This is a genomic window from Providencia sp. 2.29, from assembly GCF_015832305.1.
In the GTDB taxonomy this organism is placed as follows: domain Bacteria; phylum Pseudomonadota; class Gammaproteobacteria; order Enterobacterales; family Enterobacteriaceae; genus Providencia; species Providencia stuartii.
In genome coordinates, this window is the sequence record NZ_CP065420.1 from 3,397,333 (window position 1) to 3,411,735 (window position 14,403).

Here is a 14,403-nt window from a genome sequence, read left to right on the forward strand (position 1 = left end):
GTATTATTTGTACTCTAATAAGAAATTAGATACTGCGGTAAAATCACCAGGAACAATCGCTTGGCCACTTAATCCTTGTAAATAAGCAGAAAAGTTCAGTGTATTTCGACCTGTTAGTAGGTTTTGGTTAGTGACCGATGAGCCATCGAATTTCACTTTTTCACCATTCATGCCTATAACCACAACACCTGCACCTGATGCTGAACCTTGTATCGCTAACATATCGCTATCAGTACCAATTGCACCGCCAGTAAAAGAAACATCAACTGTTTTCAGTGTGCTAACATCACAATCAACTAATTGAATATTAAAATTTTGTGCAGTAGATTTACCACCATCCGCTAATGAAGCATTGGAGATTTTACCCATTGGTACAATTTGGCTAGCAGTGTCAGCACTGATACCGCATGGAGCATCAATGATTTCACCTTGAAAAGATACCGTGCCACTTCCTGCGGCAAAAACGGATGAACTCATTACCCCGGAAATTAATGCTGCTAAAATAATTTTTTTACTCATAACTGCCTCTATAAAATAAGATAATAGATACCCATTATAATAAGGGGTATTGTTTCGTTTTATTTCCCATTGAGAAAATAAACATAATATCCAATATGGATATTATGTTTATTCTTACATATGATTTTAAATAAAAAGAATTTATATAACTAAAAAGTCATTCCTACTGGCATTGTTAATATCTAATATATAAATATCACTTAACTTCATTTCTTCTAATATATATTGAATTAAAATTTCATAACTAATATCTAGCGCTAATATAAAATTAAATAGCGTATCGACACTAATATGATTAATTCCCCTTTCATATCTCGAGATTTGTTGTTGAGAGATATTTAATTTAACTGCAATTTCATATCCAGATAATCCCTTTTCTCTTCTTGCTCTTTTCATGGAGGCACCAACTATCTTTGTAATAGACTTACCATCATTGGTGCTAGAATAATTAAATTTTTCTATATGCATATAGCGTCTCCACTCCTCCTGATATTTAAGACTAATACTTACTACTTCCTTTTGTCGCGATAATTATACGAATTTAATTTATTATTTAAATACCTGTGAAAATCTCACTTTATCTAAATATAAAAAAAACCATCAATACAAAAAAATAATCTCATTTGATTACAATGAGTTATGATGATCTAATTTTGATGATCTTTATTGGGAGATGATAATCACCACAATTACTCACTTCTGGTGATTTTATGACGATATATATTATAAAAATAAGGCATATTTTTGGTCATTTAAGTTATGACTGCTCAACAATTAACCATCAAATTATGAGTAAAAAGTCAATTGTAAATCATGTACATCTATTTACTCATTTTTTAACTACTTCTTATTAAAATACAATAACATGTTAATATCGACTTAATTTATAGGGATATAAGACATTGAAAAGATATTTTATACAAATAAATTAAATTAATAAATTAATGACAATGGCTCTGAGGCTATTTCCTAATACAGCACATGTTTTATATTGAGATCACCATATATCGCTTAATATTGAGTTATATAAACTTAATGATATCTCTCAGAGGAGCCACTACCTCTAGCACTCGCTACCAAAGTAGAAAGTTACATTATGTGGTCACAGGCCATTAAAACTGCTCGCGGGAAATGTTTAGTGAAAACGATATTGTCAGTTGAGTTAAGCTGAATGCGTATTACTTGAGGAAATGCGTTTTTGAGTATTTCGTAATGGTGAGCCGAAAATAACCCTAGCGGCACTGAATGTCATTTTCGGTTGACGAAACCACATGAAGACGCCAAAACGGGTCGAGGGCTTGCTGCAAATTTCACTAATTTTTTAATATTACCTACTTTATTGGGTAATTTAACCTATCTAAAACAGGTAACGATGCCATTTAAATTGCAGGTTCAGTCATCTCAGACCTAGCTTAAAGCTAGGTCTTCCATTGACTATCTGACGCCAGTAAACTTATTCAATCACACCTTGGCTCTTCAAATATTCATCATAAGTTCCTTTGAAATCAATGACTTTATCTTCTTTGATTTCTAAGATACGACTTGCTAATGAACTGACAAATTCACGGTCGTGAGAGACAAAAATCAATGTGCCTTTATAAAGCTCTAAGGCTAGGTTTAAGGACTCAATAGATTCCATATCCAAGTGGTTGGTAGGCTCATCCATAATTAAGATATTTGGTTGTTGCATCATTAGCTTACCAAATAACATACGACCCTGCTCACCCCCCGACAGTACTGATACTTTTTTCTTGATGTCATCTTGAGTGAAGAGTAAGCGTCCTAAAACACTGCGAACCGCTTGTTCATCATCGCCTTCACTTTTCCACTGACTCATCCAGTCAAAAACGGTCAGATCTGTTTCGAAGTCTTCTGCATGATCTTGTGCATAATAACCAATAGCACTATTTTCAGACCACTTAACCGTACCACTCTTAGGAGGAAGTTCGCCAACGAGTGTTTTCAAAAATGTGGTTTTACCGATACCGTTCGCACCGATAACCGCCATTTTTTCCCCTACTTCAAGTAATAAATTTAAGTTTTTAAACAGCGGAGCTTGATCATAACCATTCGTCACCCCTTCCAACTCAAGGGCATTACGGAATAATTTTTTCTCTTGTTCAAAACGAATGAATGGGTTTTGACGGCTAGAAGCTTTAACTTCCTCAAGCTGAATTTTATCAATTTGACGTGCTCGAGAAGTGGCCTGTTTTGATTTTGAAGCATTCGCACTAAAGCGACTCACAAAGGATTGCAATTCGGCAATTTGCGCTTTTTTCTTCGCATTATCCGCAAGCAGGCGCTCTCTGGCTTGTGTTGCAGCAATCATATACTCATCATAGTTACCCGTGAACAAACGCAATTCACCGTAATCTAAGTCAGCCATATGCGTGCAAACCGTATTCAGGAAGTGCCTATCATGGGAAATAATGACCATAGTGCAATTACGATCGTTCAACACTTGCTCTAACCAACGAATAGTATCAATATCCAAGTTGTTGGTTGGTTCATCGAGTAACAAAATATCGGGATCTGAGAACAGTGCTTGAGCCAACAGTACCCGTAATTTCCAACCTGGGGCGACTTCACTCATCGGGCCGTAATGCTGCTCGACAGGAATGCCCACACCGAGTAACAGTTCACCCGCACGAGCTTCCGCACTGTAGCCATCCATTTCACCGTAAGCGACTTCAAGATCAGCAACGCGGTAGCCATCTTCCTCACTCATTTCAGGAAGTGCGTAAATACGGTCGCGCTCTTGTTTTACATTCCATAGCTCAACATGCCCCATAATGACAGTATCGAGCACTGTGTATTCTTCGAAGGCAAATTGATCCTGACGAAGTTTACCAATGCGCTCATTAGGGTCAGTGGTACTCACATTCCCCGCAGTTGGTATAAGATCGCCCCCTAATATCTTCATAAATGTCGATTTACCGGCGCCATTTGCCCCGATTAAACCATAACGGTTCCCTGTTCCGAATTTAACGGAAATATTTTCAAACAGCGGCTTACTGCCAAACTGCATAGTGATATTGCTTGTCTGTAACACTTCTATGCCTTTAATTTACGATGTCGAGGATACCCAACCAAATAGCGGCGCATTATGCCACAATCATTCGCTTAGATCTTGTACTGATTGCATCACCCTAGATGAATAGTAATCCATCCAGCCCTGTATATAATCAAACGAGGTAAGCATTTATCGGTTATGCCACAATATACCAATACTTATTATTGCTATTATGGCGATATAATAAATGGAATTAAAAAGTCGTATGATGAACTTTAAGTTCTAAATAAAAATATTGTTCGCTAAGGCAACTTAATATCGCGATAATAAAAGATAGAATTTATTTATAATGTCGTGATGGCCTAATATTTATTATTAGACCATCAATGGTATTTTATAACTTAATTCCCATGGTACGCGTGATTTCTGTTAACCCCTCTCTCTCGTAAAACTTAATTGCCTTATGGTTTTGTGCTAACACAGTAAGCTCTAAATGGCTTAATTGATTGTCTTTTGCCCATGTTTTCATTTGCTCAATTAATTGATGCCCCACTTTTTGGCCTCTCAACTCGGGAGATACGACAAGGTCAAAAATATAGGCAAATTGCCGAGGAACCATACAATTATAAGGCGGTGCCGTTTGCTTTTGAGCAATGCAAAAGCCTTTAACTTGCCCATCATATTCCGCCACGAGCAAATGAAAGTTTTCATCACTAATGGTATTTTCAACAAAATCTCTCATCTGTTTAGCAGGCTGCATTCTTTCACTATCAAGCGCTGCCATTTCAGTAAATAACAGCTCATAGAGAGACAGCACAGCTTCAATATCGTGTTTTACTGCACAGCGGATCATAAATACCTCACCGAAGTTTAATCATAAGTTTTAACCGATGGCGCAAGATAGGTTTCAAAACGATCGAGTAGAGCTGCTGGATCATTTTCAACTATCGCCATATGGCGATATTTTTCCTGTAAAAAAGCCTCATCAGCCATTTTGTTCGTCATATCAATTAGTGGCTGCCAATAGTTATTAATATTAAATAGCCCACAAGGCTTAGTGTGTAGCCCTATTTGACTCCAAGTGAACACCTCACTAAATTCCTCAAGAGTGCCGTAACCTCCAGGTAGAGCAACAAAGCCATCGGCAAGCTCAATCATCTTACTTTTACGTTGATGCATCGTGTCAACTTTATACAATTTAGTCAGATTTTTATGAGAAATTTCACGCTCTTCAAGTAGTGAAGGAATAACTCCAATTGCTTGACCACCTTGAGATAAAATAGTGTCGGCCACCGTGCCCATAATACCAACGCTTGCCCCACCATAAACTAAAGTAATATTGCGCTTGACCATTTCTTCTGCAAATTTAATCGCCTGTTGCTTATAAACTTCATTAGCTCCCATGCTGGAACCACAATAAACGGCAATACTGTTAATTTTTCTCATTTTTTCCTCGTTTTTATCGTGTTTTTATGGAAAATAATTATACGTTACATAAGGATAAGCTCAACACACATTCTCATCCCACCCTCATCAACATATAAAACTCTGTCTAAAATTAATTAAAGCGCCTACACATGGGGTATATAGTCAACAAAATAAATATTAAATGCTATGTTTTATCGTGCTCTCTATTTTATAAATACATATTATCCATGTTAAATTTATGTCATAATCACCGCTTATGTTATGTACCTGAGTTGTTAATAGTCAGCACGTACATTTTCTTTGTCAAAATTTTCTTTTATTGAAGAATAATCAGCCATTTTTTTGCTGATTTTATTACGTATTTCTGAGGTTCAACGATCCATGTCTGCCGATACTAAAAAGAGTGCCTTTCCTCTATTACCCGTGGGATTGCTATTACTGGCAATGACCTCAATTCAGAGCGGAGCATCTCTAGCTAAAACACTGTTTCCTGTTATCGGTGCACCAGGAGTGACTGGGCTACGCTTATTGCTTGCGACCATTATTTTATTTGTCATTTTTAAACCTTGGCGATTAAAGTTTAGGCGAAACTCTCTTATTCCCCTGTTAACTTATGGTCTTTCTTTGGGGACCATGAACTATTTGTTTTATTTATCCTTAGAACGAATTCCACTTGGGATCGCGGTAGCACTTGAGTTTACAGGGCCACTGGCTGTCGCAATGTTTTCATCCCGCCGCCCCATTGACTTTTTATGGATAGCGTTGGTCATCGTTGGGCTGCTCTTTTTATTGCCTATCGGTGATGATATTAATGGCCTAGATCTTGTCGGTGCCTTATATGCCCTTGGTGCGGGCGTTTGTTGGGGGATCTATATTATTTTTGGCCAACGGGCTGGCGCAGGTTATGGTGCCGCAACCGTAGCAATAGGCTCCTTTATTTCAACCCTGATCTTTTTCCCTATTGGGTTAATGCAGACAGGTGTTGAGGTCATGTTTGACCCTGCTATTTTGCCGTTGGCGTTGGCTGTTGCTGTTCTCTCTACAGCCTTTCCTTATACCTTAGAGATGATAGCGCTTACCCGACTTCCAGCAAAAACCTTCGGGACTTTGATGAGCCTTGAGCCTTGTATGGGGGCATTCCTTGGAATTGTCTTCCTCCAAGAGCATTTAACCGTTACTCAATGGTTAGCACTATTATGTATTGTTTGTGCCTCAATAGGCTCAACATCCACAGCACGCCCTAAAACAAAAATAGAAGAGGTTTCTTAAATAAATAGAGGAAGAAATTTCTTTATTATTTAATTTGTATAAAGGTTAATAAAGTTAACAACATTTTCTTTATTAACCTTATTTATTGTAAACTTTCTTTAATATCATTGAAATATTAGCTTATTAATCCTATAGTAATATTTATTAAGCGTTTATTTAATTATAAGCCGTTATCAATTTTACCTATCAAAGTAATAGAATATTGCATTATGACAAGTTGGTTCTGTTGTTTTATATTAATTAACAGAAACAGATTATTGAATAATTAATTACTTATAAGGGGAAGATTATGAGTACAGCTAAATTAGTAAAAGCACCTCAAGCAAATCTTTTATATACCCGCAATGATGTTGAGGATAGCGTTAAATTAGAGTCTATCAATATTTTGAATGTTATGGTCATCCATTTTACTGATCTTTCTTTAATGACCAAACAAGCACATTGGAATATGCGCGGTCGTAACTTTATTGCCGTACATGAAATGCTAGATGGCTTCCGTACCACTTTAGTTGAGCACCTTGATGAATTTGCTGAGCGTGCTGTACAACTTGGTGGAGTTGCAATTGGTACGACTCAGCAAGTCAATAAATTTACATCGTTAGAAGCTTATCCAATTGATATCCACGATGTTCAAGATCATCTAAAAGCATTAGCAGACCGTTATGCGGTTGTGGCTAACGATATTCGTAAAGCTATCGATGAAGTCGAAGATGAAGATACCGCGGATATGTTTACTGCGGCATCACGCGACCTCGATAAGTTCTTATGGTTCTTAGAAGCTAATATTGAGTAATGTCGATAAAAATAGTCAACGTTGATTGACCCCTTGGCCACACTAATGTGTGGCCTTATTGTTATTACACTATTAAGAAAGACGTTAACGTTACGTACCGCTTGGCATAGCCGGCCGTTCAATCGGGAACACGGGTAATGCGTTCAGCAACCGCTTACCATAATTTTTGGTGATCAATCGATTATCATAGATAACAATCTCACCATAGCATTCATGGCTACGGATCAACCTTCCTGCTTGTTGAATCAAATTAAATGATGCACTTGGTAAACTTTGTACTTCAAACGGATAACGTTTAAGCGATTTTAACCATTCACCTTCAGTAATAATCACGGGGTTAGTCACCGGTGGAAAAGCGATTTTATGGATATGTACCTGTGTTAAATACTCACCTTTTAAATCAAGCCCTTCCGCAAATGACTGCAACCCTATCAGTACACTGGTTAACCCTTTATTGATCCTGTCACAATGGGTTTCAACTAACCGATAACGCGGCTGATCCCCTTGCACTAACAATTGTAGGCGTAAATCTTTTACATGTTCCAGAAACCCTTCCATCGCTCGCTGGCTACTAAACAACACTAGCATACCTCGATGAGTACCTTTTTCTAATTGATGCCGGAAATACGTTGCCATCTCCGCTAAATGCAGCTCTTCATTCGAGATAGTTGGTTCGTACTTCATTTGAGGAATAATCAGTTTTCCCTGTTCAATATGATTAAAGGGTGAAGACAGCGTCACAAAACGGTCATCACTTTTTTCTGATAACCCACTCAATTCTTGAAAACGAGAGTAGCTATTAAGTGAGCGTAACGTCGCTGATGTGATCACGATGTGTGGCACATTGCGCCATAATAGCTGCTGTAATTGCTCACTAACCCGTATCCCAGCACAGTGCAGAAATAAACGAGACTGGTTTTTCTCATAACGACGGCTAAGCCATTTCGAAATTGGCGCTCCTGATGTTTGGTCAATTGACGCTAACCGCCATAATTTCGCCATATTTTCAAAATAGCCCATTGCTCGGCTAGTTAATAGAATAGAGCGATGTAAGCGAACAATATCCTGTTTAGCCGTTTGCTCGGTTAAATCATTGAGAATTGATTCCGCTAACCCTCTTAGCCCGTCGGTCAGTTTGAAAAGTTCTTGGCAACATAGCTGCATTGCCTCAGGCAACAGCCCCATCGGAAATAAGTACTCATTATCCTTTGAGGTTTCTGGTAATAATGCGTTGGTTAGTAGCGAAAAATCACGAAATGCTTCTCTTAACTTTTCCGCGTGCTGCTGTAACCGCTCTGGGTTCGCTAATTTTGGCGGCTTGGCAGGCCTAAACTGAGCGAGATATTGCCCCACATGATGAAGAAAATTATCCACCTGTGCTGTTAATTGAACGAGTGTGATCTCGCCTTCCACTTCCAACGCATCCCTTGCTACGTCAGGCACATGATGCCCCTCATCCAGTACTAAAAGGAGTTTTTTAGGATCTGGTAATACCGATTCGCTTTCCATTGCCGCCATCACCAGCGCATGGTTTGCAACCACCACATCCGCATCTTCAATTTCCCGCCGAGCAATAAAAAAGGGACAACGCTGATAAAATTGGCAATTACGGCCTAAGCAGTTCATTTTGTCAGTGCTGACCTTACGCCATAAGCTATCGCTAAAAGCACGCTTATGGTGATCCCGTAAGCCATCCCATGCAAAACTATGAAAATCATTACGTAGCTGCTGGCAAATCGCTCTCTCTTCACTGTTTGCGATTTCGGTTTTATCTTCCACCAGCAACATTAAGTCAATTTGTTCGCCTTCTGCGGCACAGATTGCTTCCAGATTGCGTGGACACACATAGCGTGCTCGCCCAAAAGCCCCTGTATATTTAAGATCAGGAATAATTTTACTGAGTAAGGGCAGATCCTTACTGAATATTTGATCTTGTAATGCAACATTCGCAGTACTGACAACCAATGTTTTGCCTTCTTCTCGGCCAACAGCAATACCCGGTATCAAATAAGATAATGTTTTACCAACCCCTGTAGGAGCCTCAATAACCAAATGCCGCCCTTCTTCGTCCGCCAAATTTTTAGCAACTTCAGCAATCATTTGGCGCTGAGGCGCGCGGGATACGAACCCGTCAATGTGCTGTGATAACCCTTTGTACCATTGGGTTATATGTTCTTTCATTTTATTTGACAGGGACATAGGCTCACTGCTGTTCACATTAGAAGATATAGGATAACCAAGTAGGTCAATAACATCGAATTAAACAATATATGCTTACGAAGGCGCTCGCAAAAACTACTGTTTAAAAAACCATTATGCCATAAAATTGGGAACAGGTTGGCAAATTCCGGATCCATCCGCACAAAAAAGAGTATTTAACTTGTCTGCAACAAACATCGGGTTATACTTTGGGTTTATTTCTTCAATTCAGGCTATAAAAATGAAAAAGGTTGTTATCGCGCTTTGCGCACTCTGCGCATTCGGCTCCATCGGTGGAATTGTCTTAGCTGGCATGAATATTTATACACGCTCAACGACACCTATTGAGCAGAGTCAGGCACAGCAACCCTCAATTATACCTTCAGCGGGTCAGGTTCAATAATATTTACATTCAGGATGAAGATAATTTATGTATGACGCTTATTTTGTAACACCCGAATGGTTACATGACCATTTGTCTGACTCTAACCTTATCGTACTAGATGCTTCATCTCCGCCCCCAACAGCACCCTATGATTGCCGACAACGTTGGTTAGAAGAGCATATTCCAAGCGCACAGTTTTTTGATCAAGATAAGGTTGCTGATACTCGAACACCCCTGCCTCATATGCTGCCTGATGCTGAAACTTTTAGCCGTGCGGTCGGTGAAATGGGAATTAACAATAACACTCAGGTTATTATTTACGCCCAGAATAATTTATTCTCAGCACCACGTGCGTGGTGGACATTCACCACAATGGGCCATAAAAATGTCAAACTTCTCGCGGGTGGCATTGAAGCATGGAAAGCACTCGGTTTCCAAACTGAATCCGGTGAGGTCACGCCGCCAGCCCCACAGCACTACACCGCTCAGCGCCACGGTGACAACGCATTAAATCAAACACAAATGCTTAACCTCGTAGAACAGGGAAAAGTACAAATTATTGATGCTCGTGCCGCGGCACGTTTCTTAGCGCAAGCACCTGAGCCTCGCCCAGGGCTACGTATGGGCCACATCCCCGGTAGTAAAAACATGCCTTGGGATCAATTAGTTGAAAATGGTGAATTTAAATCACCAGCCCAACTTAAAGCCCTATTTGCAGAGCAAGGTATTGATATTCATGCCCCTTCCGTCACAACGTGTGGCTCTGGTATGACGGCGGCTGTGGTGCTCATGGCTCTGACTCTATTAGGCAACACAAATGTTAAGCTATATGATGGCTCTTGGGCAGAATGGGGCCAAGACAATGGGTTACCTATAGAGTCTTAATTATTCATCTAATCAAAAGATTAATTGAACTAAAAATCGGATTAATACTTAATCAACATTAAATAGCATTCAAAAAAATAACCCTCTATTCACGGAGAGGGTTATTTCTTTCAAATCGAGATAAGTTTAGTCAATCGCTATTTGGCAAATATCCCAGCTAAAAATAGCACGACGATCGCACCGATAACCGCAACAACAAAACTACCGAAATTGAAGCCGTCTACTTTACCTTTACCGAAGAAGGTACTGATGTAGCCACCCACAACAGACCCAACAATTCCGAGTACAATAGTCATGATAAAACCAATATGGTAAGTGCCTGGCATAATCCATTTAGCCAATACCCCTGCAATCAGACCAAAAATGACCCAAGAAATGACTCCCATCATCGACCTCCAAACGAATTAATACGGTAAAAATAGATTTTAACCATGTTAGTTTGCCATCTTATGACATACGATTTAAGTCAATTTAGCATGATTAAAAAAGCCATTAGCCCTTTAAGTTAAGAACTAATACTCTATTTTAGCAAATCATAAACAACCGAATGATTAAAATTCCATCATTTTTGCTGGCTTTTTTAGTTCAGATTCGATCACTTCGGCGATCTGGCGAGCACTCTTTAGCGCTCGGATCAGAGAAAATAGTCTGTCTGCTTGCTGATATTCTTTACGTAAATAGCCTAACCATTGCTTGATACGTGCGGCATGGTAATTCCCCGTATCTCCTTGTTTTTCAAGCTCTGTATATTTTAATAGCAAGCTGCCGACGTGCTCCCAAGCCATTTTGGGCTGATTGCTTTTTATGACATGACTTAAATTAGGCGTATGCAGAGCGCCCCGCCCAATCATAATCGCATCACATCCCGTTATTGCTAGGCAGTGCTGAGCACTTTCATAATCCCACACCTCACCATTGGCAATTACAGGGATGGATAAGCGGCGACGAATATCGCCAATAGCTTGCCAATTAATCTTTTCAGCTCGATAGCCATCTTCTTTGGTACGGCCATGCACCGTCAATTCCGTCGCTCCAGCCTGCTCCACGGCATCTGCGATTTCATGACAAAATTGGCTATTATCCCACCCTAACCTGACTTTAACAGAAACAGGTAGTTCCTCTGGAACAGCCTCTCGCATCGCCTTTGCGGCACGATAAATAAGCTCTGGTTGCTTTAGTAAAGTTGCACCACCCCCATGGCCATTCACGGTTTTAGAGGGGCATCCACAATTCAGATCTACCCCCCATGAACCCAGCGAAACTGCCCTATAGGCGTTTTCAGCTAACCACTGAGGGTGCTGCCCCAATAACTGAACGCGTACTAACGTACCTGATGGTGTCCGACTGCCATGACGCAATTCCGGACATAACCGATAAAACGTTTTTGCCGGTAAAAGGGTATCGACAACTCGTACAAACTCAGTAATACAGAGATCGTAATCATTGACCTCACTGAGTAAGGAGCGCACAAGCGAGTCAAGTACCCCCTCCATCGGGGCAAGTAACACACGCATTAGCCTTCACCGCGTCCCTGACGCACTTTTTTTTGTGCGCTTTTCCATGGTGAGGCTGATGCCGATTTATCTTTTGAGCTATCAGCACCAGTACGTTCGCGGCGCGGCTTCACAGACGTATTATGGCGTTTATTTGCACTACGCCTTTCATTATTACGCTGCGGCGCTTTTTGGATAGGTTCAGGTTTAATGGAAGGATCAGGCTCATAACCTTCTATCGCCATAACAGGAACCGGTTTTTTTAGTAGCTTTTCAATATCTTTTAGCAGCTTTAACTCATCAACACATACCAGTGAAACAGCCATTCCTGTTGCGTCTGCTCGCCCTGTACGACCAATACGATGAACATAATCTTCCGCTACATTAGGCAGTTCAAAGTTAACAACATACGGCAATTGTTCGATATCTAAACCACGTGCCGCAATATCTGTCGCCACCAGTACTCGAACATCACCTGATTTAAAATCTGCTAATGCACGTGTACGCGCGCCTTGGCTCTTATTACCATGAATTGCCGCCGCTTTTACGCCATCTTTATTTAGATGTTCAGCAAGGCGGTTCGCACCATGTTTTGTGCGTGTAAAAACAAGAACTTGCTGCCAGTTTTCACGGCCTATCATGTAAGATAACAGCTCTGCTTTACGTTTCTTATCGACATGATGGACAAACTGGGTGACTTGCTCAGAAGCCGAGTTACGAGGAGCGACTTCGATCGTCACAGGTTTGTCCAGTAATTTATTCGCTAATTGTTTAATTTCATTAGAGAATGTAGCTGAAAACAGCAGGTTTTGACGTTTTTTAGGTAACTTACTGATCACACGGTGAATATCATGAATAAACCCCATATCAAGCATACGATCGGCTTCGTCCAAAACAAGGATCTCAACTTGAGATAAATTGACCGCATTTTGATGCTCTAGGTCGAGTAATCGCCCCGGCGTCGCAATCAAAATATCAACACCGCCACGTAACTTCATCATTTGTGGGTTGATGCTGACACCACCAAACACGACAAATGAGCGGATCCTTAAATGACGGCTATATTCCTTAACATTCTCAGCGACTTGCGCAGCCAATTCACGTGTCGGCGTTAAGATCAATGCCCTAATCGGTTTGCGATCTTTTCCAATTCTAGGAGTCGAAATTAATTTTTGTAAAATGGGTAAGGTAAAACCCGCCGTTTTCCCTGTTCCTGTTTGAGCACTCGCTAAGAGGTCGTGACCATCAAGGACTGCTGGGATAGCTTGCTGTTGGATAGGCGTAGGGGCTTCGTAGCCTAACTCATTAATGGCGAGCAGAATTTCCTCGTTTAATGCGAGGTCTGAAAAACTAGTCAAATTAAATTACTCCGGACTTCACCACTCTGAATGATCAGAGGCAGTTCGAGGGGAAGGATTGTAGATGAAGAAAAGATGCAAACTGCCGTGCAATTGCGGGAAGTCTAACATTATTTGGCTCTAATAAGTATATTAATTTAGTTTAGAAAATAAATTAATACAAAATTACTCAAATATAGTATATATAACTATTACAAACTAGAATATGTCGTTTTCCGTCACTGAATTATGCAAAAAGCCGTGTAGAGCTTGTTAGGTTGATATTTAGTTTTGAATGTTTAAGGAAATTTCATGATTACAAACACACCGTCAACACATCGAGGAGAAAACGCCAGAGTGCAGTTGCTATGCTCAGCTGCAGATGTCTATGGTGAATTAGGTCTCGACGGAGCAACAACCCGCAAAATTGCTCAAGTTTCGGGGCAAAATATTGCCGCCATTTCCTATTATTTTGGTTCGAAAGAGGGGCTGTATCTCGCTGTAGCCCAATTGATTGCGAACACAATAAAAGAAAACTTTAGCGAGACAACCGCGGAAATTGATACATATCTTCGTCAAACCAATCCCCCTCCTGATGAGGCCATCAAACTCTTGCAAAAAGCATTAGTCGGTTATAATTACTTTCAGCTAGAAAAAAAGAACCTGAGTTTTTCTCGAATACTCGCTAGAGAGCAACTCAACCCAACCGAAGCCTATACCATTATTCATGAGCAGGCTCTCGGACCTATTTACACCAAATTAAACCGTCTTATTGCCATTTATATAGGCTCCGATCCCAACAGCCTAACCACCTTAATCCAAACCCATGCCATCTTAGGGGAAACGCTCTCGTTTCGTATCGCAAGAGAGACGTTACTTCGGCAAACTGGCTGGAAACATATCAATGAAGAGGAATATAAAATCATTAACCAAGTACTGATAGAGCACACCAATATCTTGTTGGAAGGATTGCGTCATCGCAAAGAGGCACAAAAGTGATATCATTAATCCATAAAAAACGGTTATAGATTATCGAACTATCTATTTTTAGACATGTAATCTACACGAAGAATAAGGTTAAT

General features: G+C 40.1%; 14 protein-coding genes. 5 read left to right on the plus strand and 9 right to left on the minus strand.

All coding sequences use genetic code 11. The annotated features are described in order from the left end of the window. Window positions 1-3: 3 nt before the first annotated feature. The 5 genes from I3B46_RS16030 to I3B46_RS16050 form a co-directional block, all read right to left on the minus strand. Window positions 4-519, minus strand: coding sequence for a fimbrial protein (locus I3B46_RS16030; protein ID WP_014657784.1), 516 nt, complete (start codon window positions 517-519; stop codon window positions 4-6). 141 nt (window positions 520-660) lie between these two features. Then, the gene (locus I3B46_RS16035) at window positions 661-987 is read right to left on the minus strand and encodes a helix-turn-helix domain-containing protein (RefSeq protein WP_004917882.1); all 327 of its coding nucleotides are present in this window, start codon (window positions 985-987) and stop codon (window positions 661-663) included. A gap of 985 nt (window positions 988-1,972) precedes the next feature. Continuing rightward, window positions 1,973-3,571 carry an ABC-F family ATPase gene (locus I3B46_RS16040; protein ID WP_014657783.1) on the minus strand — a complete coding sequence of 533 codons (1,599 nt, stop codon included), beginning with the start codon at window positions 3,569-3,571 and terminating at the stop codon, window positions 1,973-1,975. Window positions 3,572-3,926: 355 nt separating this feature from the next. Beyond that, window positions 3,927-4,385, minus strand: coding sequence for a GNAT family N-acetyltransferase (locus I3B46_RS16045; protein WP_004917876.1), 459 nt, complete (start codon window positions 4,383-4,385; stop codon window positions 3,927-3,929). A 17-nt stretch (window positions 4,386-4,402) separates the two neighbouring features. Next, on the minus strand, window positions 4,403-4,978 hold the full coding sequence (locus tag I3B46_RS16050) for a TIGR00730 family Rossman fold protein (RefSeq protein ID WP_004917874.1): 576 nt from the start codon (window positions 4,976-4,978) through the stop codon (window positions 4,403-4,405). A 363-nt stretch (window positions 4,979-5,341) separates the two neighbouring features. Between I3B46_RS16050 and rhtA the strand changes: the two genes are divergently transcribed. Then, entirely contained in the window at window positions 5,342-6,229 is an 888-nt protein-coding gene (rhtA, locus tag I3B46_RS16055; RefSeq protein ID WP_036943544.1) for a threonine/homoserine exporter RhtA, read from the plus strand. Between the two features lie 289 nt (window positions 6,230-6,518). Beyond that, window positions 6,519-7,022, plus strand: a complete 504-nt coding sequence (gene dps / locus I3B46_RS16060) for a DNA starvation/stationary phase protection protein Dps (RefSeq protein WP_004917871.1) — start codon at window positions 6,519-6,521, stop codon at window positions 7,020-7,022. Window positions 7,023-7,112: 90 nt separating this feature from the next. Here dps and dinG read toward each other — a convergent pair whose 3' ends face one another. Next, window positions 7,113-9,221 (minus strand): ATP-dependent DNA helicase DinG, encoded by a 2,109-nt coding sequence (gene dinG, locus I3B46_RS16065; protein WP_014657781.1) that lies wholly within the window; start codon window positions 9,219-9,221, stop codon window positions 7,113-7,115. Window positions 9,222-9,462: 241 nt separating this feature from the next. Between dinG and I3B46_RS16070 the strand changes: the two genes are divergently transcribed. Together I3B46_RS16070 and sseA are read left to right on the plus strand one after the other, a co-directional pair. Further along, entirely contained in the window at window positions 9,463-9,624 is a 162-nt protein-coding gene (locus I3B46_RS16070) for a hypothetical protein (protein ID WP_014657780.1), read from the plus strand. 27 nt (window positions 9,625-9,651) lie between these two features. After that, complete coding sequence (gene sseA / locus I3B46_RS16075; RefSeq protein WP_104873346.1) at window positions 9,652-10,491, plus strand: 3-mercaptopyruvate sulfurtransferase; 840 nt, start codon at window positions 9,652-9,654, stop codon at window positions 10,489-10,491. Between the two features lie 137 nt (window positions 10,492-10,628). Here the strand turns inward: sseA and I3B46_RS16080 are convergent, their stop codons facing one another. The 3 genes from I3B46_RS16080 to rhlE form a co-directional block, all read right to left on the minus strand. Then, a complete protein-coding gene (locus I3B46_RS16080) occupies window positions 10,629-10,877 on the minus strand; it encodes a GlsB/YeaQ/YmgE family stress response membrane protein (protein WP_014657779.1) in 249 nt (82 codons plus the stop codon). Window positions 10,878-11,042: 165 nt separating this feature from the next. Further along, window positions 11,043-12,005, minus strand: a complete 963-nt coding sequence (gene dusC / locus I3B46_RS16085; protein WP_104873345.1) for a tRNA dihydrouridine(16) synthase DusC — start codon at window positions 12,003-12,005, stop codon at window positions 11,043-11,045. Then, complete coding sequence (gene rhlE / locus I3B46_RS16090) at window positions 12,005-13,342, minus strand: ATP-dependent RNA helicase RhlE (RefSeq protein WP_163762155.1); 1,338 nt, start codon at window positions 13,340-13,342, stop codon at window positions 12,005-12,007. The genes dusC and rhlE overlap by 1 nt, the downstream gene beginning before the upstream one ends. 291 nt (window positions 13,343-13,633) lie before the next feature. Between rhlE and cecR the strand changes: the two genes are divergently transcribed. Continuing rightward, window positions 13,634-14,320, plus strand: coding sequence for a transcriptional regulator CecR (cecR, locus tag I3B46_RS16095; protein ID WP_004917856.1), 687 nt, complete (start codon window positions 13,634-13,636; stop codon window positions 14,318-14,320). Window positions 14,321-14,403 lie beyond the last annotated feature (83 nt).

Coding starts and splice junctions, on each gene's coding strand:
- I3B46_RS16030 (WP_014657784.1), bottom strand. CDS start 519: ATGAGTAAAAAAATTATTTTAGCAGCATTAATTTCCGGGGTAATGAGT.
- I3B46_RS16035 (WP_004917882.1), bottom strand. CDS start 987: ATGCATATAGAAAAATTTAATTATTCTAGCACCAATGATGGTAAGTCT.
- I3B46_RS16045 (WP_004917876.1), bottom strand. CDS start 4,385: ATGATCCGCTGTGCAGTAAAACACGATATTGAAGCTGTGCTGTCTCTC.
- I3B46_RS16050 (WP_004917874.1), bottom strand. CDS start 4,978: ATGAGAAAAATTAACAGTATTGCCGTTTATTGTGGTTCCAGCATGGGA.
- rhtA (WP_036943544.1), top strand. CDS start 5,342: ATGTCTGCCGATACTAAAAAGAGTGCCTTTCCTCTATTACCCGTGGGA.
- dps (WP_004917871.1), top strand. CDS start 6,519: ATGAGTACAGCTAAATTAGTAAAAGCACCTCAAGCAAATCTTTTATAT.
- dinG (WP_014657781.1), bottom strand. CDS start 9,221: ATGTCCCTGTCAAATAAAATGAAAGAACATATAACCCAATGGTACAAA.
- I3B46_RS16070 (WP_014657780.1), top strand. CDS start 9,463: ATGAAAAAGGTTGTTATCGCGCTTTGCGCACTCTGCGCATTCGGCTCC.
- sseA (WP_104873346.1), top strand. CDS start 9,652: ATGTATGACGCTTATTTTGTAACACCCGAATGGTTACATGACCATTTG.
- I3B46_RS16080 (WP_014657779.1), bottom strand. CDS start 10,877: ATGGGAGTCATTTCTTGGGTCATTTTTGGTCTGATTGCAGGGGTATTG.
- dusC (WP_104873345.1), bottom strand. CDS start 12,005: ATGCGTGTGTTACTTGCCCCGATGGAGGGGGTACTTGACTCGCTTGTG.
- cecR (WP_004917856.1), top strand. CDS start 13,634: ATGATTACAAACACACCGTCAACACATCGAGGAGAAAACGCCAGAGTG.